The organism is Stenotrophomonas sp. STEN030 (genome assembly GCF_056759995.1).
The window spans coordinates 13,880-37,625 of record NZ_JBRREB010000026.1 but is presented as its reverse complement, the minus strand read 5'-3'; the positions used below and the strand labels follow the sequence as shown (position 1 = coordinate 37,625).

The following is a 23,746-nucleotide window of genomic DNA, read 5'->3' as shown; positions in this document are numbered from 1 at the left end:
ACAGACGCATTCAACAGCCCCTGCGCCTTGGATACTGACAAAAAAAACAAGCCTTCACGCTGGCTCCGCCACTCACTATTCGCGAAGTCCATCACATATATGAAAAACAATTCATTCTTGCCGAATTTGCGCATCCGTGGACGAGGCCGATTGCAATGATGCTTCCGGGCATGCGCTGCATGCCGACAGGGGACAACGGAAGCAAAGGTAGGGAACTGCCGGCACTACCCGGCAACCTGAGCGACCGTCGGCACACTCTTGCCGGTGTCATGCGTATCCCAATGACCTCAATCGGGCAGCAATGCCCATCGCCCGGCTTTCTGTCGGTGCAACACCGACACCGGGTCATCAGGGAGAACATCATGAACGCACAGCTGCGCAGGTTTTTCCGGGAAGAAGACGGTGTGACCGCCCTTGAGTACGGGCTGCTGGCCGCCGTTGTGGCGGGCCTGATCATTTTCTTCGCACGTGATGGTCTGAGAACCGTATTCCAGACCGTCCTCGACAAACTCACCGAACTGGTTGGCGGTGCCGACACCGGTACCACCTGAGCCAAGGCTGCCGCCATGACCATCGCCTATCTGACGGCAATGTTGCTCGGCGCCCATGTCGCCATCAGCGACCTGGTCGCCAGGCGGGTATCGAACCGGGTACTGCTGACTGTACTTGTGTGTGTGGCGGCGATGCAGTTGTTGCAGATTGACAGCCCACCGTCGTTTGCCAGCTGCCTGCTCGGTGGTGTGATCGGGCTGGCAGCATTGCTGCCCTTCTATGCCATCGGCTGGATGGGCGCAGGTGATGTGAAGTTGTTTTCGGTGATCGGCTTTTTACTGGGCAGCAATGCACTGCTACCGATCTGGATGATCGCCAGTTTGGCTGCCGGGGCGCATGCACTTGTCACCATCACCTGGCCGAAAGCAGCCTATTGCACACCGCCTCGACTGCAACAGATGGTGCAGTCATTGCAGGGTTCCAGCCTGATAGCGGATTGGCAGATGGATCTGCGCTCGGCGCGCCGCGGTCGCCGCGGCATTCCTTATGCCGCGTACCTGGGGCTGGCGATGATCGTCATCGTGGTTGGCGGAGGTGGTCATGTCTAGGCAGATAGTTCCAACTCGGCGACGCATGCACGGCGTGGTGACCATCGAGTTCGCCTTGATGATGATGTTTGGCGTACTGCCACTGTTGTTCATCACCTTCACCGGAGTGATGATTTTTGCCGCACAGCAGTCACTGGCGTTAGCCGCCGGTGAGGGGGCTCGCGCATCGTTACGCTATGGAAGCACCGCAGAACGACGCAGCAACGCCTGCCAGGCCGCCGCACGTTCGATGCAATGGCTGTTGAATTACTCCAAGACCTCGGCCGCCTGCAGCAGCGCCAGTGCAGCGCCGATAGCCGTCTCTCAACCTTATGCCTGCGCTGCCGATAGCACTGTCAAGTGCATCAAGGTAACTACTTCGTACAACCATGACGCGCATCCCTTCATGCCGGGCACCGGCACCTTGATGGGCTGGACCATGGGCAAGTCATTGAGCAGTACCGCCGTTGTTCAACTGGATCTAGGCGACCGCTAAACGCGGACTCCAAGGGGGAGGAGCTTCAAGATGCCCAAGGCAATACGCATAGCTGCAATCCTGCTGTTGGCCGTGGCAGCACTGCTGATGGTGCTGGCCTTCGGAATCGGCCGACGTGCAACGCCGACCGCCGAAGTCAGCAGCGCGACGTTACCGGCCAATCCATCCAAACGGATGATGGTGGTCGCCAGCAAGGATCTGCCCGCCGGCCAACCAATCACAGCGGCCGATCTCACCATCACCGAAATGGCCTTGCCACCAGCTAGCGGCTACACCGCCATCAGCGAAGTGGAAGGACGCACGCCGGCAAGGAACATCGCTGCCGGCGCGATGATCACCAGCGAACAATTGCTACAAGGCATCGCCATTGGCATCAAACCTGGCGAACGCGCGGTAGCGGTGCCGGTTGATGAGCTTGCCGGGGTCAGCAACCGCGTCACGCCCGGCGATTACGTCGATGTATTCATGAGCCTGCAGGACCCATCCAGCCCTGGCAGCGGCCAGAGCAATACCCAGGCACGACTGCTGCTCTCTCGCCTGCAGGTATTGGGCTATGGCAACGCCGATGTAGGCCAAGTGAGCAACCGTGCCGACGAACAGAGCAACGAAGTTGGTTCTTCGTCTCCGGAGCCTGGCAGCCGCGCCGAAACCATCGCATCACGCGATGGCCGTAACGGCAGTTCAACAAGCTCGGATGCGGCACAGGCACGCAGCGCCATCCTGGCCGTTCCGGTGCAGGATGCCGGGCGCCTGTTGCTGGCCGCACATAGCGGCAAGTTGTTCCTTGCGCTGCGCAATCCCGGCGACACTGGATTGGCGGATGAATCCATCTTTACAACGCCGGCAGCGGTGCTGGCGCTACGCGGCAATCTGGACGAAACGGCTGTTGAAGCCGCCGCGCGCCCAGAAAACCGCGCCTATGCCGGTATCGACCTGAACGCGCTGGCAGGCGGCAGCAGCCGCCCAACGCCCGCGCCGGCTGCTGCTTCGGCCGCGCCACGGCGCCGCAGCGCACGTCCAGCCAGCCACCAAGGCATCGAGATCATCCGCGGCACGACCCCTTCCAATCAGCAGTCTTCGCCATGACCGGGGGAATCATCTTGCACCAGCGTTCTTCCATCACTGCATCTGCGTTGTTCACTTTTGCGCTACTGGCGGTGAGTGGCTTCATGCCACCGCTGACACAGACCGCGCAGGCACAGGCGGGCAGCAACAGCGTTGTGCTCGAACTCAACGAGCAGCGCCCCTGGAACCTGCCAGCAGGGGTTGAGCGGATCGCCATCGCCGACCCCTCCATCGCAGACATCACCCGCATCGGTCGCAACAGCGAGGCCTTGCTGGTTGGCAAATCCGCAGGCAGCACCACCTTGTTGCTGTGGCTGCAGAAGCAGGCGGCGCCAACCCGGATCCGGGTTGAAGTGCGTAATGCGGTACAGGGCGGGCTGCTTGATGGCAGCGGCAACCAACTCACCGTACAAGGCGGCCAAGCCCTGCTATCTGGCAGTGCGCCATCACTGCTTGAGCATGAAGCGCGTCGCAAGGCTGCTGCCTCGGCAATCGGTGACAAAGGCATGATCAGCGACGCAGCGACCATTGCCAGCGGCGGCGTGGTGCAGGTTGAAGTCAAAGTTGTGGAGTTCAACAAAAGCGTACTGCGCCAGGTCGGCATCAGCTTCAAGAACATCAACGGCGGCTTCAGCTACGGCATCACCTCGCCAAGTGGCAGCAATGACGGTGGTGCGCTTTCATCGGCTTTCAAGCTGGTAGCCAAATCCATCCCTGGCGCCTGGGATGCCAATATCGATCTGCTGCAAGCCAATGGCATGGCACGGGTGCTCGCCGAGCCGACCCTGGTAGCACTGTCAGGCCAGAGCGCAAGCTTTCTTGCCGGTGGCGAACTGCCAATCCTGGAGCCGCAAGGGCTTGGTACGACCACGGTGACCTTCAAACCCTTCGGCATCGGCCTGACTGTCACACCAACGGTGTTGTCGGCCGACCGCATCGCACTGAAGGTGGCACCGGAAGCCAGCGACCTGGATTACACCCGCGGTATCACCTTGGATGGCACCCAGATTCCCGCCATCTCTACCCGCCGCGCCGACACCACAGTGGAGCTTGGCGATGGCGAGAGCTTCGTCATCGGCGGGTTGGTCAGCAGCCAGCTGTCCTCCAACGTCAACAAGATCCCTCTGCTGGGCGACATCCCGATTCTTGGCTCGTTCTTCCGCAACCTCAGCTACAAGCGCGAGGACAAAGAGCTGGTGATCGTGGTGACACCGCGCCTGGTCAAACCGTTGGCACGTGGCACCGATATTCCGCTGCCCGGCCAACGCGAAGCACAACCCAAACTACCGGTCTGGGGCGCGTGGCTGCTGCACCCGGCCAGCCCCGACCAACTCCCTGGCTTCTCACGCTGAAGTGTCCCCATGCCCCCGGTGATGCCCTTGCCCCAGACCCAGCGCCATCCCGAATTGAATCTGCTGCTATACGCACCGGATAACCGCCATATGGCGCGTCTGGGTGCAGTATTGGCGGGGCAGGCCAATCTGCGCTGGGTTGATAGTCGCGAAACCAACCCGCGTCAGCTGCTCGATGCCGCTGCCGGCTCGGCATTCATCCTGCTCGACTATTGCGGTGGCAATGCAGCCTATTCCACCGACGTCGCCCGGCAGCTGCACGCCCTGCCCGACTGCCCTGCACTGATTGGATTGGGCACCACCGGCCCGGAACAGGCTGCACACCTGTTGGCGGCGATGCGCGCAGGCGTCTGCGACTTTGTAGATATAGACAACAGCACGGCACAGATGCTGGAAGTGTTTGAGCGCGTCGGCGCAGCTCCCAGCCCAGTACGTGCGGCCGCCGCACCGGAACTGCGCCCGGACGGCCGCCTGATCGTGTTGCTGGGGGTGCGCCCCGGCGTGGGCACCAGCACCTTGGCGACCCATCTCGGCGTGAGCTTGGCCGAACAAAACCCGGTCTCGCCCGATGTTGCCGGCCTGCAGGGGTGGTTGTTGCTGATCGACCTTGGCCAACCCGCTGCCGATGCAGCGCTCTACCTAGGCATGGAAAGTCACTTCAACTATGAAGAAGCACTGCGCAGCGTCGAGCGGATGGATCGCACCTTCGCAGCCACCGCGTTTGCACACCATGCCAGCGGCATGGCCCTGCTTGGCATCGCCAGCGGCAGCCTGCTGAAAAAGCATGAGCCCATCTCCCTGCTCGACCGACTGCGCAGCGTCTTTCCGCTGAGCCTGTGCGATGTCGGCGGCCTGCCGGTGCAGCTACTACCAACCACCTTGCTCAAGAGCGCATCCGAAGTCTGGTTGGTTACCGACCAAGCGATTGGCTCGCTGGTATCGCTGGACCAGACCATGCGCGAGCTGGAAAGCCGTGGCCTGCGCGACGAGCGCCTGCAGCTGATCGTCAATCGCTTCGATGCCAACGGCGGGCTGGCCGACACCCAGATCGCACAGCGCTTCAACCTGCCGCTGCTGGCCACCATTCCGGATCGTTCACGGGTACTGCGCTCCAACGCAGGACTGGGTCGCTTGTTGACCGACGCTGCTCCCCGCGACCCCTATCTCAAGGCATTGCAGCCCCTGCTGCAACGTCTGGACCGGCGCCGGCTGGCAACGCCCCCGCCCACCGCACCGGCCTCACCGCTGGCTCGTCTCGCTACTTTGCTGGGTAGATAACAATGGAAGACAAAGTCACCCCCTTGTCCCCGCGCATCGCCGCAGCAGCACTGTCGGTGGAACCAGTGCCGAACGTGCCGTTCGAGCAGACCGAGCAGTTCCAGACCGTGCTGTCGGCGGCACACGAATATCTGTTGAACCATGTCGAAGATCAGCGCGTCGACATCGACTCCTGGTCACCAGAAACCATCGGAAAGTTCGTGCGCACGCAGACCGCGGCCTTCGTCAAGGAATGGAAGATCCCGGTCAACGCATACGAGATGGAAGCCGTTGCCAGCGCCTTGCAGAAGGAACTGACTGGTTTTGGTCCGCTCGATGACCTGCTGCACGATCCGGAGATCGAGGACATCCTGATCAACGGCTACAAGGACGTACATGTATCGGCCGGCGGCATGCTGCGCCGTTCTACCCAGCGCTTCGGCGACGACCGCCATCTGTTACGTATCCTGCGCCGTATCATCGCCCCGCTCGGCCGCCGCCTGGATGACTCAAATCCAATGGTCGATGCGCGCCTGCCCAATGGCGGCCGTCTCAACGCCATCATCTCGCCCTTGGCCGTTGATGGGCCGATGGTGTCGATCCGCAAGTTCCGCAAGGACCCGTTCACTCCTGACGAATTGCTGGGACGCGGCGCCTTCGACAAACCGATGTACGCGCTGCTCAACGCAATGGTGCGCGGCCGCTGCAACATCCTGATCTCCGGCGGCACCAGCTCGGGCAAGACTTCGCTGCTCAACGCGCTGGCAACCTTCATCCCCCACAACGAGCGGGTCATCACCGTCGAAGACACCGCTGAGCTGGCCCTCAACCACCCGCATGTGGTGCGGCTGGAATCCCGCATGGGCGGCTTTGACGGCAGCGGCGCGGTCAGCATCCGCGAGCTGGTCCGCAACAGCCTGCGCATGCGCCCTGATCGCATCGTGGTTGGCGAAGTACGTGGCGCCGAGGTGCTGGAAATGCTGCAGGCGATGAATACCGGCCACGACGGCTCGATGGCTACGGTGCATGCCAATAACGCCCGCGACTGCCTGTATCGACTGGAAATGCTGGCTGGTTTTGCCGGCTTCCAGGGCAGCGAAGACAGCCTGCGGCGGCAGATTGCCGGCGCCATCGACTTCATCGTGCAGATCTCGCGCCTGGGTAGTGGCCGCAGGGTGATCGTCTCCATCACCGAGATCACCGGCGTCAGCGACAACGTCATCACCAGCCAGGAACTGTTCAAGCACGAAGCTTGGATCGACCAGGACAGCCGCGAGCGCGACCGCTGGATAGGCCTGGGCTTCCACCCACACTGCCACAAGCTCGAACCGTTCCGGCAGGAACTGCGCGAGGCCAACATGGGGAGCTTCCCCTCATGATGCTGCCCTTGCTGCTCGGGAGCTTTGCGGTACTGCTCGTGGCCCTGGCCATGGCTCTGTGGTGGGGCTTGGCTACCCGCGTTCAACAGCGCGCCGCCGCCAGCCATGCCGACACCCGGCTGTCGCAGCCCGATCCGCAGCGCGCCGCCGATGAAGCTCGCAACAGCCGCCCACCGAGCAAACGCTGGGCCGAACTGCTGCGTCGTGCCGGATTGAAAGACTCGGTGCGAACCTTGATCCTGATCGCCTTGCCCGGCATTGCCATCACCATCGGTGCTGGCCTGCGCCTTGGTAGCGCCTGGTTTGGCGCGTTCGTACTGGCGCTGTACCTGCTGGGGGTGGCGCTGTGGCTATACCGGCGCATCGACAAGATCCAACAGCGGCTGGTCGCGCAGATGCCGGATTTCCTTGAAAACATGGTGCGCATGGCCGGCATCGGCAACAGCTTGTCGATGGCCTTCCAGAGTGCCACCCAGAATGTTGATCCGCCGCTGCGTCCCATCCTCGACAACGCACTGACCTATACCCGTGCAGGCATGGACCTGGATCGCGCCCTGCAACACGCCGCGCAGGCCTATCGCTTGCGCCCCTTGGAAATGCTGGCGGTGATTCTTGGCACCAGCATCCGCATCGGCGGGCGCAGCGATCAGATCCTGCAGCGCATGAGCGATTTCATGCGCGATCTGGAAGAAGTGCAGCGCGAGCTGCAGGCAACCACCTCCGAGACCCGTATGTCCGCCTGGGTGCTGGCCTTGCTGCCGGTGGGAGCGGCCTTGTCGATGGCCTTGATGAGCCCGGACTTCTTCCAGCCCATGTTCCATGAGCCACTCGGCAAGAAGATCCTGCTGATCGCGGTGCTGCTTGAGCTGTGCGGCGGCTTCCTGCTGTACCGGCTGGCCAAATCGCTATGACGTCGTCAATCGCCCCTCACCTCCATCGGAGAGCCGCATGAACCAGCTGTACGCCATCGCCATGATGCTGGTCGTGCTGGCCCTGGTGCTGGCTGCGGCCGGCCTGCTCTACCGCGGGCGCCGCAGCCAACAAGCCGGTGCGGCATTGCAGAGCGCCCTGGACACCGCCCAGCACGTGGAACAGGACAACGCACAGAAGAGCGGGTGGTGGCAGCAACGTCTGACTGATCTTGCCGCCATCGGCCAACACTTCGATGGCAGCCGCGTGCAGAAAGCACTGCTGGCGCCTGAAGACAAGCTGCTGCTGGAACAAGTGGGCTGGAACCACAATACCGGCACCGCCGCATTTCTGGCCGCACGATTGCTGCTGGCCTTGCTGATGCCGTTCCTTGCCGTACTGGTGCTGCGACCGCACGGCGGCGACATGGTTATCATCGTGCTGGTTGGCTTTGCGCTGGGCATTCTGCTGCCGAAGCTGCTGCTGCGCAGCTGGGCTGGGCGCCTACGCAGAAAAGTGGATGAAGAACTGCCTTTGCTGATCGACCTGCTACGCCTGCTGCAAGGTGTTGGCTTCAGCATCGACCAGAGCCTGCAGATGGTTGGCGAAAAACTGCACATCGCCATTCCCGTGCTGGGCCGTGAGCTGCAACTCGCCAATGCCAGCTATAGCCGCGGTCGCAGTCGCGCGCAATCACTGCGACGCCTGTCTGATTCCTTTGACAACGACGACCTGCGCAGCCTTATCCAGATGATATTGCAGGTGCACCAACACGGCGGTGCAGTGCAGGAGCCACTCAAACAGTTCGGCATGCGCCTGCGCGAGCAGCGCCGCATGAGGATGAAAGAGAAGGTTGGCAAGCTCTCGGTCAAGATGACCGTGGTGATGATGATCACTTTGCTGCCGGCATTGATGCTGGTACTGGCCGGGCCGGCCATCATCTCGCTGGCCGCCGCGATCAAGGGGATGTAATGAAAGCCGACATCATGAAGATCAAAGCACTACTACTGATCGTACTGACCCCTACCCTGCTCACCGCCTGTGGCGGCAACCGTGCCGCCTACAAGCAGCCGCCGGTTGAACCAGCGCTGGTGGAAGCCGCGCAGGACGACCGCGGGATGTATCTTGGCCTGCTCAAACAGATGCAGCAGCAAGGCGCCTATTACGCTTCATTGGCACACATCGATGCCTTCCGACAACGCTTCGGCGACAGCCCGGAACTGCGCATCCTGCAAGCCAATGCATTGCGCGAAACCGGAGATGACCAAACCGCAGCCAGCATCTACCGGAGTTTGACCAAGGGCGGCCAGGCCGCGCCGGCCTGGCATGGACTTGGGCTGATCGCGGCCAGCACACGTGATCACTCCGGCGCGCAGCTTGCGCTCGATAACGCGGTGCGTGCCGACCCACTCAATGTCGCCTACCTCGGCGATCTTGGGTTTGCACTATTGCAGGCTGGTCAAGTCGAGCAAGCACGGGCGCCGCTGGCCAAGGCAGCCGAGTTGGGGCCGGACAATATCCGCGCCATCTCCAATCTGGCGCTGTGGGCATTGCTGTCCGGCCAGGCGGCGACGGCAGAAAGCATGATGCAACGCGCGAACCTGCCGCCACCGACCAGGAACGAAATCTACCGACTCGCACAGACCCTGCGACAAACAGTAGCCGCTGCCGTTCCCGCTGCAACGGCAGCACGCAATGCAACCACCCTGGCCGCGCAGCAGCCTGCAACCAGCAGCAGGCATGTACCGCGCCCGCCCAGCTCGATGCTTGATCGTTTCAGCCCCTCGTCGAACCCTTCGCAGGAGGTAACGCCATGATCCGAACGGCATCCATTACCGCAGCACTGTTGCTGGCCACGTTCGGCAGCTGCGCATCAGCAGCCGACCAGCACGCACCGTTGATCGAACGCATGTCCGATACCAGCACCGGAACCGGCACAAACCCAGGCAACGGCACTGCTGCAGCCGCCGCTCCGACTACAGCCGCGACGGTACCGGCTACCACCTTCGCCGACCTGCCACGTTCGCAGGTAGGTGACACCACCCGCGCCCTGCTACAGCTGCAGGCTGACAACAGCCGCCCCGGCACTGCGCTGCCAATGCTTGGCGAGGCCGCAAGTCGCAGCTACCAGCGTTACCTCAACAGTTTTGACCACCCGATCCCCGAGTACTTCGAAGCAGCGCTCCCCAATCCCAAGCAAGGCGGCGGTAGCCGCTGAGGCCCACCATGTACAGCCCGCGGCGGTCATCACTTTCATTGTCACGCGCGCTACGCGATCCATCCAACAGCGCGCACCAACGCGGCGGTGCAGGCCTGCCGATGCTGTTGCTGCTGCTTGGGCTGGTGGTGATACTCGGTCTGGTCGAGGTGGGCTACCTGTATTGGAGCAAGCGTGATGTTCAAAAGACCGCCGATCTGGCTGCATTGGCTGGCGCGCAGCGGCTGGAACTGTGCACCACCGATTACAAAGACAATCTGGCAGCACGCAACAACGCACTGACCGACAATCAATTCGCCGGCCAGCTGGCAATCAACTGCGGCTACTGGGGTGCCGAACTGGCGCCCGGAGCGCGCTTTGTCGGTGTTGCCAGCAACCGCCCCCTGAATGCCGTCCAGGTCACCGCCTCGCGGCAAGCGGTACCCCTGCTGGGCCAGCTCACCTCCCTGCCACGTATCAGCGCCACCGCCGTGGCCAAGCGCACAGCACCGCAAGCGGCTTTCAGCGTGGGCTCGCGGCTGCTCAACACCAACAGCAATGCGCCGCTGCAGGGAATACTGCGGCTGGTCGGCGTCGATCTGACCCAGACCCAGATCGCCAGCTATCAGGGCCTGGCCAACCTCAAGATCACCCCCCGCGGCCTGCTGCAGGCATTGGGCATTCCCGTTGCCACCGACATCAATGTCGGCGAATTCAACAATCTGCTTGCCGCCAATCAGGTCTCCGTCGGCAAACTACTGGACGTCATGGCCTCGCTGGCCAGCCAACAGGGGCTGGCTGGGGTTGACCTGCGCCTGCTGCAGCAGAAGCTGCTTGGCGCCGGCATCAGCAACGCATTGGTGCAGCTGGGCTCCACTACCAGCAGCGGGGGCTTGTTCGCCAAGATTGCCGGCGGCAGCGAAGCGGCCAACGGCGCACTGGATGTAGACCTCAACGCTCTCGATCTCCTCGGCACCAGCATCTCCATCGCCAATTCCAAGCACGCCGTCGAGATACCGCAGCTGGACGTGCTCGGCCTGCTAAAAGCCAAAGCAAGCATTGTCGAACCCGCCTCGATCGGCATCGGCCCGGTCGGCACCACCGCCTACAACAGCCAGGTGCGCCTGTTCCTGGATATCGACTCGCAACGGATTCCCGCGCTCGGCACGGTACTGAACTGGTTGGGCACGCGCATCAAGCTGCCCACCTACATCGATGTAATCGACGGCTTCGGGCAACTCACCGCCATCGACTGTTCTACCCAACCTGCTACCGCCACTGTCGACGTCACCAGCGCCATCGCCAATGTCTGCATCGGCAAGGCCACAACGCCATGGGACTCGACCCGCGAGCTATGCCGCACGGGGCTGGGTAACGAAACCCTGGTCAGCCTGCTCGGCCGCGATGTACTCAACAAGAAAATCTCTCTTGAAGCACTGTCACAACGTGATCAACTCACCTTGAGCGCGGGCCAGACCGGCACCGTCAAACCCAATGATCTGAAGGTAGGCACGCTGGTCTCGGATCTGGTCGACGCATTGCTCGGCACCGTGCAGTCACTGTTCGCACCACAAGGCAACAGCACCGATGCGGCCAAGGATCTGGCGGTGCAGTATCTGGAAGCCACCAAGAAAAATGGCCTGTACCAGCCCGCCGTCGTGGTTCAGGCCCTGACCAACGGCAACAGCGATGCCAATCTGCCGGCACTGGGCAGCTGGACCACTGAAATCCCAACCTGCGAAAGCTGGCTTCTGGGCTGCACGCCGAAAAAGGTGCAAGGCGATGTCTGGCAGGGCTTTCTCTACGAAACCACGATCAGCAAGCCCAGCGTGCTCGGCGGCCTGCTCGACGTGCTCGGCCTGACCTCCTGCCAAGGCCTGATCGCCGGTCTTGCTTTCAACGACTGCGTCAGCAACTCGCTGGCCAAGTACCTGCAGACCAAGCCCGGTGGCCTCAGCGGCAACGGCGGCTACAACCCGGTCACTGGCAGCGGCAACTGTGGCAGCGTGCTGTGCCTGCTGCTCAAACCGGTCATCGACAATACCCTGCGGCCCTTGCTCAATGGCGTCGGCAACCTGCTCTCAAAGCTGCTGTCGGACGTGCTGGGCCTGCAGCTGGGCCGCACCGACGTGCATATGCAGTCGATCCAATGCGGCCGCAGCCAGCTGGTCGAATGAGGGCCACCCCAAACAGTGCAGACGCCCACACCGCAATGCTTTCCAGCGCCAGATCGCGTGCTATGCTCGGTTACGAACAAGGCGCATTCATGAAATGCGACGGCCATCGCAATTCGGGGGAATTACGAGGACTTATGAGAAGGATCGAAATGCTTCCGAGCCGGTTTGGCTGTGCACTCTTCCTGGTTGTTGGCCTGTTGACGGCACCTGCCGCGATGGCCGGCCGTTGGCAACGCGGTGAAGCCGAGGTACCGGCCGCCCCCGCCAACAGCGAAGACAGCGCCGTGGGCAATACCGTGGCCGAACTGCAACGGCTGATGGGCAACCACGAGCTCACCGAGCTGCGCACCACCTACAACGGCAACTATGGCGCCAGCCTGCTGTTCCACGCTGATTCGCTGAACTACTACGTGGCGCTGTTCCACGAGAAGGAGTTCTGGCGGGTGATCCGCACTGATTCGGTGGAGAGCGCCGAATCGCTCTACCTCACCTTCGCCGAGCAGACCAAGCAGTTGGCCCAGGTCTATCTGGACACCATCCGCCTGCAGGCCGGCAAGGGCTATAGCGAGAAGCTGGTAGCAATGAACGAGCGCCGCCTGCGCGGCCTGCAGCAGGAAGCGGAACAGCAACGCCAGCAGTCGCTGCAGGTCAGCAACGCCCTGCAGGAGCGCAAGCAGCAAGCCGTGGCACTGAGCTCGGACCTGCGCGCCACCAACACCCAGCTGGAAGCCTTGAACCAGCAGATCAAGGCCTTGCAGGCGCAGCAGGTCAATCCCGAGTTGACCCTGCCAGCCACTCCCAGCGTCGCCCCGGCGACCGCCGCCACCCCGGTGATCCACACCACCCAGGAACCGGCCAGCCATCCCTGACGCCCAAGCGTCACGGAAAAAACGCGAACGCCGCCTTTCCTCGGGGAAGGCGGCGTTTTTTGTAGTGCCGAGCCATGCTCGGCAAGGGCCTGCCCAGCAACGCATCAGCCCCGGACCGCCTGCTGGAGCAGCGCAGGGTAACCTCGGGCCAAAAGCCACGATGCCACCACGGCATCAGCCCGCGAAGAACATACCCCTCCCCAACCCTCCCCCTTCGCTGCGCGAAAGGGAGGGGGCAGAGCATGGTGCCGATCCGTGCGCGGCAAGGGCCTGCCCGGTAGAGCCCCTGCCGAGCATGGCTCGGCACTACCCGCACTGCCGGTAAAGCCTTTGCCGAGCATGGCTCGGCACTACGGCACCATCGGTAAAGCCCATGGCTACCGCCCCGCAGCCTGCCTCGCCTGTTATTTGCCGCGCCAGCCCCACAGAGGTTGAGAACCCGCCCCGCCGTCGCCATAAAGGACATTCCTGACAGCAACGTAGCCAGCCATGAGCGATCTTCCCCACGTATTCGAGGCCACCACCGAGACCTTCGAGGCCGAAGTCCTGCAGAAATCCATGCAGACTCCGGTGTTGGTCGATTTCTGGGCCACCTGGTGCGGGCCGTGCAAGAGCCTGGGGCCGCTGCTGGAAAAGCTCGCCGGCGAGTACAACGGCGCGTTCGAGCTGGCCAAGGTCGATGTCGACAAGGAACAACAGGTCGCTGCCGCCTTCCAGATCCGCTCGGTACCCACCGTCTTCCTGATCAAGGACGGGCAGATCGTCGATGGATTCCCCGGCGCGATGCCAGAGGGCCAGTTGCGTGAGTTCCTGACCCAGCACGGTGTCATGCCGGCTGAGCCGGCTGCTACCGCCGAAGAAGAAATCCAGGCCCTGCCGCTGGACCCGCAGGCCGAAGTCGCTGCATTGCGCGAGGCCATCACCGCGGAGCCAGACAAGGCCGAGCTGAAGCTCGATCTGGCCCTGGCTCTGCTCAAGACCGGTGCAACCAGCCAGGCCGGTGAGCTGTTGGACGGCCTGCCGGCCAACCTTGCCACCGACGACCGCGCCATCCGCGCGCGCGCGCGTCTGGACTTTGCCGCCGCCTTGCAGGACGCCCCGGCCAGCGATGTACTGGCAGCACGCCTGCAGGCCGACGGCAATGACCTGGAAGCGCGTTACCTGCTGGGCATCCAGCATCTACTGGCCGGCGAAGATGAAGCCGCGCTGGAGCAGTTCATCGAGATGCTGCGCATCGATCGCAGCTTCCGCGACAGCCTGCCGAAAAAAGCATTGATCGATGCCTTCCGGGTGATCGAAGACGAAGACCTGGTGGGGCGCTACCGCCGGAAGATGTCTTCGCTACTGTTTTAACTTGATGCCAGACAGTTCAATTTTCGTGTCAATTGCACGAAAATTGACAGCACATCATGGATGATCCTGCCGTGGCCCTCGCCACGGCGCCTTGGATCGAATGACGATGAAGTTGCAAGCAGCACGATGTCAGCGTAACGGACACGCGTTTTTGGAGCCAAAGTGGCCGTGAGAAACATCGACGTTCGCCCATCTCTGTTGCAGCTGCTGGTAGCTGCGTTGCTGCTGTGCTGGGCAACGCTGGCCAGTGCCCAGGACTGGACCTACCGCGCACGCCCCGGCGACACCTTGTGGGATCTGAGCGCACGCTACCTGCAAGCCGACGTGCCTTGGCAGCAGTTGCAGGAACATAACAAGATCGCCGATCCATACCGGCTCCCACCCGGTCAGACACTGCGTTTCCCTATCGCCTGGCTGCGTGTGCAACCAGCACCGGCACGGGTGGTCGCACTACGCGGGCAGGCCCAGGTGAGCGATTCGGTCAACGGCACGCGCGCCTTGCAGGCCAATATGCTGCTGCCGATCGGCAGCCAGCTGCAGACCGGTGACGATGCCAGCGTCACCCTCAGCTTTGCCGACAATTCACGCCTGCAACTGCGCGAGAACTCGCTGTTGCAGCTTGACCAGCTCAGCAGCTACGGCGCCACTGGCATGGTGGACACACGCATGCGGCTGCAGCGCGGGCGCAGCAGCAATCAGGTGACGCCAGCGCGCGGCCCGGCATCGCGCTACATCATCACCGCCCCCACCGCGACCAGCAGCGTGCGCGGCACCTTGTTCCGGGTTAACGCCGGTGACGAGGACAGCCCGGCAGCCACCGAAGTCGTCGAGGGGCGTGTGCAGGTTGGCAATCGCGCCGGCCAGCGGGTGATTGGTGGCGGCCACGCAACCCTGATCCGCGCCGCGGGCAGCGCGCCGGCACAGCCGCAGCCACTGCTGCCGCCCCCCCAGCTGCTTGAATCACACTTGCGACTGCAACCACTGCCGTTGCTGGCTGCCTGGCAGCCGCTGGATGCTGCCAGACGTTACCGTGTAGAGGTGGTGCTGGCGGCAACGCCGGACGTCGTATTGTTCGCCCGCGAGCTGGCAGAAACACAGATCCGCATCGACAGCTTGCCGCCAGGCCAGCTGCGCCTGCTGGTACGTGCCATCGACACCGATGGCATCGAAGGCCTGGATGCCGAACATGATTTCTTTGTACCGGAGGGCCTGCCCGCCCCCTTGACGCTGGCGCCGCTGCATGGGCAGACCGTGCATCAGCTGCAGCCACGCTTCCAATGGGCCAAGGTTGCTGGCGCCACTGGCAGCGTGCTGCAGATCGCCGACAGCTCCGACTTCCTGCACCCCTTGGTCGAACAACAGGCAAGCAACCAGCAGTTGCGCATCCGCAGTCCACTGCCGGCTGGCGACTATTTCTGGCGACTGGCCTCGGTTGATGGCGACAACAACCCCGGTCGCTACGGTCAGGCATTGCCATTGCAGCTCAGTGATGCGCCCGTTGCGATGCCTCTGGACTCGGCAAGAGACCAAAAGGGTCTGCTGACCCTGCGCTGGCCGGCAGACAGCGCCGCCCAGCACTATCGCGTGCAGATCTCGCGCAAGGCAGACTTCTCCCGACTGCTGCTGGATGAACAAGTGGACATTCCCGAGATCGCATTCAAGCAGCCCTGGCGCGGCGGAACCCTGCACGTCCGCGTGCAGAGCATCGAAGACGATGGCTATGCCAGCACGTTCTCCACGCCGCAGCAGATTCAGCTGCGCTGCCGTCTCTGCTATGGCGTCGGCGCAGGCGCCTTGCTGCTGCTCGCCTTATGAGACCACTACGACCGCGCTGGCAGGTCCGGCTGTTGTTTGTACTTGGCTGCGCGCTGGTGGTCGGTTGGCTCAGCCATGCCCGGTTGTTCTGGCAGCAGGATGTCGCCAGCTACGACCTGTTGGTGGGCGACTGGGAGTACCAGCCTGACCCGCGTTTGGCGATCATCGCCATCGATGACCGCAGCCTGCAGCAACTGGGCCAATGGCCGTGGCCGCGAAGCGTCCATGCGCGGTTGCTGGATCGCCTGCATCAAGCGGGCGCGGAGCGTGTCGCGCTGGACCTGATGCTGCCCGACGCCGATCGCAAGGACGCCAGCCAGGACAACGCCTTGGCCGCAGCGATCCGCCGCAATGGTCGGGTCGTGCTGCCGGTACTGGCCGCACCAGCCAGTGACGAAGCGGTGCCCGAAGAACTGCTGCCAGTGCCCGTCATTGCCAAAGCGGCAGCAGCGCTCGCACACACCGATATCGAAGTGGACGGTGACGGCGTTGCACGCGGCGTCTATCTCAAGGCAGGCATCGGCTCGCCACATTGGCCTGCACTCGGTGCCGCGTTGGCCGGGATCAACGAGCCACTACCGGGCATGGTCGATCCTGCGCCACGGACCCGCTCTCCCTACCAATGGCATCGCGATCATTATGTGCGACTGCGCTATGCCGGGCCTCCCGGCAGCTTTCCGCAGATGTCCTATATCGACGTGCTTGAGGGCCGGATACCCAACGATCTGCTGAAGGACCGTCTGGTCATTGTCGGCATGACCGCCAGCGGCATTGCACCGCGCCTGCTCACCCCGACTTCGCGCGACAACTGGATGAGCGGCAGCGAGTATCAAGCCAACGTCGCATCGATGTTGCTGGCCGGCAACGCCATCCGTCCGCTGCCACCGCTGCTGCAGACTGCAATCACGATGGCGCTGGTGGCACTGGGCGCGCTTGGCATCACCTCCGCCATCCGCCAGCGCTGGCTGCTGGGCGCATTGGCCATCCCCGCTCCCATATTGCTGAGTCTGGCTCTGCTACATGGCGCCAATCTGTGGTTCGCACCAGTTGCGGCGACCGCTGGCTTCATCGGCATGCTGTTGTTCTGGACGCTTTGGCAGATGCGCTACTGGCGCCGCCAAGCCAACCGTGACCCGCTTACCGGCTTGGCCAACCGCATGCGCTTTGAAGAGACGCTGCGGCGGGAAACCGATGCCGCCCGCCGTGGCGGCCGCCCCTTGACCCTGCTGCTGATCGATGTGGATCACTTCAAGAGCTGCAACGACAGCCACGGGCATTACGTCGGCGATCGCCTGCTGCGTTACCTGGGCCGCACCATCGAGGATATGGCACGGCGTCCGCGCGACCTTGCCGCGCGCTTCGGTGGTGACGAATTCGCCCTGATCCTGCCCGACACCCCGCCGGCCGGCGCCGAGCAGTTGGTGCAGAGCTTGATCAGCCGCGTACGCCAGCTCAGCATCCCGGTCGACAAGGCGCAGCACAGCAAGATCCGAACCACCGTCACCATCGGCGTGTGCAGCGTGCTGCCCGGCCCTGACGACGGCCCGGCGCGCCTGTTCGAAGCCGCCGACGCGGCCTTGTACCAGGCCAAGCAGGCCGGCCGCGATGGCTACCGCATCGCCCCGCCCTGGCCGCACTGAACCCTTCCATACGCCTGCGAATGCTAGACTCCGACTCCCCTGTTCGTCTGCATCCGCAATGAAAGCCAGCCTGTTCCGTCGTGGCATCAATCTGTGGCCGCCGTTCTTGTTTGCCGGCATCCACGTCACCACCATCAGCAACGACTACCGCTACGTGCGGGTGGAGCTGCGGCAGCGGCCGTGGAATGTGAACTACGTGCGCACCCATTTCGGCGGCAGCCTGTTCGCAATGACCGACCCGTTCTGGATGCTGTGCCTGCTACAGAACATGGGCAGCCGCTACTTCGTCTGGGACAAGGCCGGCACCATCGAGTTCCTGAAGCCCGGCCGCGGCGTGGTATGGACCGAATTCCGCCTGGACGACGCCACCCTGGATGAGGTCAAGACCGCCACCGCCAACGGCGACAAGTACCTGCACTGGTTCGAGAACGACGTGCTCGACGCGCAAGGCGAAGTGGTGGCGCGGGTGCGCAAGCAGGTCTACGTGCGACTCAAGCCGGAAGCTCGCAGCCAGGTCTGACTCACCGCGTGACACGAGTTGCCGGCAGCGGCACGCGCAACACTCCTTCGCTGCCGGCCTTGGCATACAGTGCGACCTGCAGGTGCAGGCCATCATCGCTCAAGCGCAGCGGCCGTTCACCCTCACGCAAGGGCGCCGGCATCGCCGCCAGCGCTTCGGCGGCATCAGCGTGTGGATGGGTGCGTAGCCATAGCAGTGCTTCGGCCAGGCGCAGACCCGCCCCTGCATCCTGCAGGCGCAGCGCATAAGTCCGGTAAGCGGGCGCTGCGATGTCACCCAGGACGCAGCCAACCATATTGGCAAGGCATTCAAACCGCCACGACGACGGCACCGGCGGCTCGATAAACAAGGCTCGATCTGCAACAAGCGCCTGCGCGGCCGCATCGGTACAAGCTCCCTGCATCGCCAGCGCGGTGCGGGCCTTGCTTTTGTCACGGTCCCAGACAAGCACGGCCAGCGGTTGCTCCACCCGCGACAGCCCTTCGGTGACAAAACGGAACTCTCCGCGCATGGCCGGACACAGGCTCAGTGCAGCGGCTGGCGGAGTGGTGAAAACGCCATCGCAGGAGGCAGGCAGCGGATGGTCAGCAGGCAGTTCGGCCAGCACCTGCGCCAGCACACCCACATTGCCGCGGACCATGGATGCCCCCATAACCGCCGGCATCAGCCCATCGCCATGCGTCATCAGCATCTTCGCCGTGCGGGTGTCGTTGCACAGGCCTGTCAGCGCGTCGGCGCTGCGCCCCTGCACATGTGCCAAGGCGTGTGCGGTCAGCGAGCGCTGCAGCAATGCCCAGTTCGGCATCGGGGCCCGCGCATCAGGCACGAATGGATTCTGGTAGTGGTCGTAAGCCGACAATGCCGCTATCCGCGTCAGCAAAGCCTGTTGGCCGAGCAGCGCTGCTTCGGCCGAGGCAGGGTTCGCACGCAACTGGGCAACGCAGTCGTCGCTGGTCCAACGGCATGGTGGCTGCAGCGGCGGCGGGCTGGCATAGCGCTCCTGCGCTGCACGGAGCGTCGTAAGCTGCACCTGGTCATCGGCCAGTGGCTGCTTGGCCAAGGCTGCGACGCGCAGGCGGTCTTCTTCGATCAAGCCCGGCCGCTCTGCCGCCGGAACATCGTCGAAATCGAGCAGCCAGAGAGCCTCGAAGGCATTGCGCCCGACAAAATGAATGGGTTGCTGCATCAGCGCCAGCGCGTCGCGCTCCGCCTTGGGTACCGGCATCAATCGCGAAACACTCCACGCCGCAACAACCACGATGATTACCAGCAGCATTCCCCCCAGCACCCAACGCAGTCCTTTCAACACAGTGTTCCTCCCCTACGCACTCGTCCCTGAACGTCAGGAGGTTAACCGGCTGCGGCATCCCGCTACAATTCGCGGATGTCGCCCGAAGCCGTCTCCCCCGCCCCCCGCCCCTCCCTGCAACGTCTTTTCCTCACCGGCCTGCTGACCCTGCTGCCGATCTGGTTGACCTGGGTGGTCGTCAAATTCGTGTTCGTCCTGCTCTCGGGCATCAGCAGCCCGCTGATCGTGCCGCTTTCCGAGCGTATTGCCGCCTCGTTCCCGGATTATCTGGGCTGGATCAAGGTCGAGTGGATGCAGGACATCACCGCCCTGCTGGCGACCCTGCTGGTCATCCTGCTGGTCGGCATCCTCAGCCGCCGGGTCATCGGCCAGCAGCTGCTGCGCTGGTTTGGTGCGGTTATCCGCCGTATTCCGCTGGCCAGCATCATCTATGACAGCGCCAAGAAGCTGCTGGACATCCTGCAGACCAAGCCCGGCAGCACCCAGCGGGTGGTGCTGATCGACTTCCCGCACCGTGACATGAAGTCCATCGGACTGGTTACCCGGGTCCTCAAGGAACAGGGTACCGGCCGCGAACTGGCTGCCGTGTACGTGCCCACCACCCCCAACCCGACCTCCGGCTACCTGGAAATCGTCCCGGTGGAGATGCTTACCCCCACCGACTGGACCGTGGACCAGGCCATGAGCTTCATCATTTCCGGCGGCGCGGTCGCCCCGGACAGCGTGCCATTCACCCGCTCCGTCGACCGGTAAGCCTGATCCCAAGCCCAGCGGTAATCACCGCTGGGCATTGGGCATAACCAGAGCTGTATCACCGGCGCGTGTTCATCCGCGCCACGGCTGGTCGTCACCGCTGATATCGGGCAAGCTCCCGGGTCGATGTATTTGCGGAACACCTGATGCCTTACAGCCCGTTGCGCCTGCTAGCGCTTGCTATTGCCTCGATCATGACGCTGTCCGTTGCGGCCCCTGCCGATGCGGCGAAGAAGAAAAGCCAGCGCCAGTCAGCGCCGCAGAGCCGCGCCGCCAAACCCCGCGCCACGCCGCGCCCGGCCCCGCGCCGCCCGGCCGCAGTGCCGCTGCCGATCAAGCAGGACAACGCCGCCAAGCTCAACCGTATCTATGACGAGTACTGGGACGCCTCGATGCGGCTGAGCCCGCTGCAGGCCACCTTCCAAGGCGACCCGCGCTACAACGACCAGCTGCCCAACTTCCTGTCCGCGGCTTCACGCCAGCAATCGCATGACTTCATGGTCGAATGGCTGGGCAAGGTCCAGGCCGTCGGTGCCACCGGCCTGCAGGGCCAGGACCTGTTGAGTTATGAAATCTTCGTGCGCGATGCGCAGGTCTCGCTGGCCGGCGAGCAGTACCCGACCTGGATGCTGCCGATCAACCAGTACTACAACCTGTCCAGCATCATCGCGGTGCTGGGCTCGGGCGCTGGCGCGCAGCCGTTCCGCACGGTCAAGGATTACGAGAACTGGTCCAAGCGCTCGCTGGGCATTCCGCCACTGTTCGACCAGGCTATCGCCAACATGCGCGAAGGCAAGGCCGCCGGCGTTGTGCAGCCCCGCGCATTGATGGAGAAAGTACTGCCTCAGCTCGATGCGGTGATCAAACCCACAGCCGAAGAAAGCCTGTTCTGGGGCCCGATCCGCAATATGCCGGCGGAGTTCTCCGCCGAGGACAAGGCCAGGCTCACTGCCGAATACAAGCGCATGATCGAGAACCGGATCATGCCGGCCTATCGTTCGCTGCGCGGTTTCATCGCCACCGAATACATGGCTGTCGCCCGCAGCACCGATGGCATGGCCGCCCTGCCCAATGGCAGCGCCTGGTATGCACACAATGTTGCCAGCAGCACCTCGCCGGCCCGCACACCGGCGGAGATCCACGCGCTGGGCGAGCAGGAGGTCAAGGGCCTGCAGGCGCGCATCGATGCGGTGATGAAGCAGGCCAAGATCCGCGGCTCACAGCAGAAAGCCTTCAACGCGATGCGCAACGACCGCCAGTTCGTGTTCCGCGACGCCAATGCCTTGCTGGCACGCTATGCCGAGACCGGCGTCCGGGTAAATGCCGCCGTGCCAGCGCTGTTCAACGAGCGGCCCAAGGCCAGCTTGGAAATCAAGGCTGTCGAGGCCGAGCGCGCCGCCACCTCCAGTGCCGCCAGCTACCAGCCCGGCAGCGCCGACGGCCAGCAGCCGGGCGTGCTCTACGTCAACACCAGCGACCTGCCCTCTCGCAAGCGCTGGGCAGTGACCATGCAATACCTGCACGAAGCCATTCCCGGCCATCACTACCAGTTGGGTGCGCAGCAGGAACTGACCGCATTGCCGCGCTTCCGCCGTCTCGGTGGCGACGTCGCCTATGTCGAAGGCTGGGGCCTGTACGCCGAATCACTGGGCCAGGAGCTTGGCCTGTACAACGACCCCTACGACCAGCTCGGCTATCTGCAGACCACCTTGCTGCGCACCGTGCGTCTGGTCGCCGACACCGGTCTCAATGCTGCTGGCTGGAGCCGTCAGCAGGCCACTGAGTACATGGTCAAGAATGCCGATATTCCCGCCGCCGACGCCGCCTCCGAGGTCGAGCGCTTCATGGCCTTGCCCGGCCAGACCCTGGCCTACCGCGTGGGCGAGATCAAAATTCGACTGTTGCGCGACAAGGCCAAAGCCGCACTTGGCGATCGCTTTGACCCGCGTGAATTCCATCATGAGATTCTCAAGGACGGTTCCATGCCGCTGGACATCCTTGAAGCCAAGATTGACCGTTGGATCGCCAGCAAGAAAGCCTGATCACCTGCCAAGGAGCCACCATGCCGCGCTGGAAACCCCGACTTGCCCTGCTCTGCCTGTTCGCGTGCTCCAGCTTGGCATGTGCTGCCCCCTTGGCTCCACCTGATCCGGGTATCGATGGCTTGATGCAGCGCTACGACGGCCAGGTGCCCGGCGCTTCGGTGCTGGTATTGAAAGACGGCCAGCCCGCGTTCCGCCGCAGCTACGGGCTGGCAGTACTGGAAGACGGCACCGCGGTCACGCCGGCTAGTAATTTCCGGCTGGCCTCGGTCAGCAAGCAGTTCACCGCCGCGGCAATCCTGCTGCTGGCCGAAGACGGCAAGCTCGGCATCGATGATCCACTGAAGAAGTGGCTGCCCAGCCTGCCGGCCGTGGCCGATACGATGACCCTGCGGCAGCTGCTCAGCCACACCAGCGGCCTGCTCGACTACGAAGATCTGATGGACCCGGCCGATACCCGTCAGGTCCACGACGCCGACGTGCTGCAGCTGCTGCAGAAAGAGAACCGCACATACTTCACACCCGGCAGCGACTACCGCTACAGCAACAGCGGCTACGCCTTGCTGGCACTGGTGGTGGGCAAAGCCTCGGGCAGCGACTTCGCCAGCTTCGTGCGCCAACGTATCTTCCTGCCGCTGGGCATGAGCAACACCTACGCACATCAGAACGGCGTCGATGAGGTGCCCAATCGCGCCTACGGCTACAGCCAGATCGATGGTCGCTGGCAGCGCACCGATCAGAGCACCACCAGCGCGGTGCTCGGCGATGGCGGCATCTATTCCTCGATCGATGACCTGGCTCGGTGGGATGCGGCGCTGTACGACGAGCGCCTGTTGAAGGCCAGTTCGCTTCAACTGGCCTTCAGCCCGGCGACAAAGACCGGCGAGCCGGACGTGCCGTTCTATGGCTTCGGCTGGCGCATCAATGGCGATGCGCTGTGGCATAGCGGCGAGAGCATCGGCTTCCGCAATGTGATCGTGCGCTACCCCAAGCAGAAGCTGACGGTGATCGTGCTGAGCAACCGCAACGAACCCGAGCCGTATGCGCTGGCCATCGACATCGCCCGGCGCTGGCTGGATGCCGCGCGATGAGTCTGCTTGGCATTCATCATGTTGCGGTGATTGCAGCCGACTACGCACGTTCGCGTGACTTCTATGTGCGGATTCTCGGGCTGGAAGTGATCGCCGAGAATTACCGCAGCGAGCGCGACTCGTGGAAGCTGGACCTGCGCCTACCCGACGGCAGCCAGCTGGAGCTGTTCTCCTTTCCCAATCCGCCCGCACGCCCCAGCCGCCCGGAAGCCTGCGGCTTACGTCACCTCGCCTTCCGCGTTTCCGCGCTGGATGAGGTGGTCGCGCATCTGCAGCGCGAAGGTGTCACCTGCGAGCCGATACGCGTGGATGAATTCACCGGCCGCCGCTTCACCTTCTTCGCCGACCCCGACGACCTCCCGCTGGAACTCTACGAAACACCCATCCCGTAGTGCCGAGCCATGCTCGGCAGGGGTTTTCCAAGCACCCTATCAGCGCTGCGG

General features: G+C 63.4%; 22 protein-coding genes. 21 read left to right on the top strand and 1 reads right to left on the bottom strand.

The window, feature by feature from the left end:
• Nucleotides 1-362: 362 nt before the first annotated feature.
• The 17 genes from ACVOLR_RS10845 (at nt 363) to ACVOLR_RS10765 (ending at nt 18,108) form a co-directional block, all read left to right on the top strand.
• Nucleotides 363-551, top strand: coding sequence for a Flp family type IVb pilin (locus tag ACVOLR_RS10845; protein WP_481536418.1), 189 nt, complete (start codon nt 363-365; stop codon nt 549-551).
• A gap of 15 nt (nt 552-566) precedes the next feature.
• Complete coding sequence (locus tag ACVOLR_RS10840) at nt 567-1,100, top strand: A24 family peptidase (protein WP_481536417.1); 534 nt, start codon at nt 567-569, stop codon at nt 1,098-1,100.
• Nucleotides 1,093-1,575 (top strand): pilus assembly protein, encoded by a 483-nt coding sequence (locus ACVOLR_RS10835; RefSeq protein ID WP_481536416.1) that lies wholly within the window; start codon nt 1,093-1,095, stop codon nt 1,573-1,575. Before ACVOLR_RS10840 ends, ACVOLR_RS10835 begins: the two co-directional genes overlap by 8 nt.
• A gap of 30 nt (nt 1,576-1,605) precedes the next feature.
• Complete coding sequence (gene cpaB, locus ACVOLR_RS10830; RefSeq protein WP_481536415.1) at nt 1,606-2,661, top strand: Flp pilus assembly protein CpaB; 1,056 nt, start codon at nt 1,606-1,608, stop codon at nt 2,659-2,661.
• A gap of 83 nt (nt 2,662-2,744) precedes the next feature.
• The gene (locus ACVOLR_RS10825; RefSeq protein ID WP_481536434.1) at nt 2,745-3,992 is read left to right on the top strand and encodes a type II and III secretion system protein family protein; all 1,248 of its coding nucleotides are present in this window, start codon (nt 2,745-2,747) and stop codon (nt 3,990-3,992) included.
• A gap of 27 nt (nt 3,993-4,019) precedes the next feature.
• Complete coding sequence (locus ACVOLR_RS10820; RefSeq protein WP_481536414.1) at nt 4,020-5,270, top strand: CpaE/TadZ family protein; 1,251 nt, start codon at nt 4,020-4,022, stop codon at nt 5,268-5,270.
• 2 nt (nt 5,271-5,272) lie between these two features.
• Nucleotides 5,273-6,628, top strand: coding sequence for a TadA family conjugal transfer-associated ATPase (locus tag ACVOLR_RS10815; protein WP_481536413.1), 1,356 nt, complete (start codon nt 5,273-5,275; stop codon nt 6,626-6,628).
• Nucleotides 6,625-7,539 (top strand): type II secretion system F family protein, encoded by a 915-nt coding sequence (locus ACVOLR_RS10810; RefSeq protein WP_481536412.1) that lies wholly within the window; start codon nt 6,625-6,627, stop codon nt 7,537-7,539. Before ACVOLR_RS10815 ends, ACVOLR_RS10810 begins: the two co-directional genes overlap by 4 nt.
• Nucleotides 7,540-7,576: 37 nt before the next feature.
• Nucleotides 7,577-8,509 (top strand): type II secretion system F family protein, encoded by a 933-nt coding sequence (locus tag ACVOLR_RS10805; protein WP_481536411.1) that lies wholly within the window; start codon nt 7,577-7,579, stop codon nt 8,507-8,509.
• Nucleotides 8,509-9,354 (top strand): tetratricopeptide repeat protein, encoded by an 846-nt coding sequence (locus ACVOLR_RS10800; protein ID WP_481536410.1) that lies wholly within the window; start codon nt 8,509-8,511, stop codon nt 9,352-9,354. The genes ACVOLR_RS10805 and ACVOLR_RS10800 overlap by 1 nt, the downstream gene beginning before the upstream one ends.
• The gene (locus ACVOLR_RS10795; protein WP_481536409.1) at nt 9,351-9,755 is read left to right on the top strand and encodes a DUF3613 domain-containing protein; all 405 of its coding nucleotides are present in this window, start codon (nt 9,351-9,353) and stop codon (nt 9,753-9,755) included. Before ACVOLR_RS10800 ends, ACVOLR_RS10795 begins: the two co-directional genes overlap by 4 nt.
• 8 nt (nt 9,756-9,763) lie before the next feature.
• On the top strand, nt 9,764-11,911 hold the full coding sequence (locus tag ACVOLR_RS10790) for a pilus assembly protein TadG-related protein (RefSeq protein ID WP_481536408.1): 2,148 nt from the start codon (nt 9,764-9,766) through the stop codon (nt 11,909-11,911).
• A gap of 149 nt (nt 11,912-12,060) precedes the next feature.
• Complete coding sequence (locus tag ACVOLR_RS10785) at nt 12,061-12,780, top strand: DUF2968 domain-containing protein (RefSeq protein ID WP_481530931.1); 720 nt, start codon at nt 12,061-12,063, stop codon at nt 12,778-12,780.
• Between the two features lie 489 nt (nt 12,781-13,269).
• Nucleotides 13,270-14,133, top strand: a complete 864-nt coding sequence (trxA, locus tag ACVOLR_RS10780) for a thioredoxin (RefSeq protein ID WP_481536407.1) — start codon at nt 13,270-13,272, stop codon at nt 14,131-14,133.
• Between the two features lie 162 nt (nt 14,134-14,295).
• Nucleotides 14,296-15,948 (top strand): FecR family protein, encoded by a 1,653-nt coding sequence (locus tag ACVOLR_RS10775; protein WP_481536406.1) that lies wholly within the window; start codon nt 14,296-14,298, stop codon nt 15,946-15,948.
• On the top strand, nt 15,945-17,588 hold the full coding sequence (locus tag ACVOLR_RS10770; RefSeq protein WP_481536405.1) for a CHASE2 domain-containing protein: 1,644 nt from the start codon (nt 15,945-15,947) through the stop codon (nt 17,586-17,588). Before ACVOLR_RS10775 ends, ACVOLR_RS10770 begins: the two co-directional genes overlap by 4 nt.
• 58 nt (nt 17,589-17,646) lie before the next feature.
• Nucleotides 17,647-18,108, top strand: a complete 462-nt coding sequence (locus ACVOLR_RS10765) for a DUF4442 domain-containing protein (protein ID WP_481536404.1) — start codon at nt 17,647-17,649, stop codon at nt 18,106-18,108.
• Between the two features lies 1 nt (nt 18,109).
• Here ACVOLR_RS10765 and ACVOLR_RS10760 read toward each other — a convergent pair whose 3' ends face one another.
• Nucleotides 18,110-19,414 (bottom strand): hypothetical protein, encoded by a 1,305-nt coding sequence (locus ACVOLR_RS10760; RefSeq protein WP_481536403.1) that lies wholly within the window; start codon nt 19,412-19,414, stop codon nt 18,110-18,112.
• A 78-nt stretch (nt 19,415-19,492) separates the two neighbouring features.
• On the opposite strand from ACVOLR_RS10760, the gene ACVOLR_RS10755 reads away from it, so the two are divergent.
• The 4 genes from ACVOLR_RS10755 to gloA2 all read left to right on the top strand — a co-directional run bounded on the left by ACVOLR_RS10755 (nt 19,493) and on the right by gloA2 (nt 23,695).
• Entirely contained in the window at nt 19,493-20,170 is a 678-nt protein-coding gene (locus ACVOLR_RS10755) for a DUF502 domain-containing protein (protein ID WP_296245975.1), read from the top strand.
• A 146-nt stretch (nt 20,171-20,316) separates the two neighbouring features.
• Complete coding sequence (locus ACVOLR_RS10750) at nt 20,317-22,212, top strand: DUF885 domain-containing protein (protein WP_481536402.1); 1,896 nt, start codon at nt 20,317-20,319, stop codon at nt 22,210-22,212.
• 20 nt (nt 22,213-22,232) lie between these two features.
• Nucleotides 22,233-23,303, top strand: coding sequence for a serine hydrolase domain-containing protein (locus ACVOLR_RS10745; protein ID WP_481536401.1), 1,071 nt, complete (start codon nt 22,233-22,235; stop codon nt 23,301-23,303).
• A complete protein-coding gene (gene gloA2 / locus ACVOLR_RS10740) occupies nt 23,300-23,695 on the top strand; it encodes an SMU1112c/YaeR family gloxylase I-like metalloprotein (protein ID WP_481536400.1) in 396 nt (131 codons plus the stop codon). The genes ACVOLR_RS10745 and gloA2 overlap by 4 nt, the downstream gene beginning before the upstream one ends.
• Nucleotides 23,696-23,746: the final 51 nt, after the last annotated feature.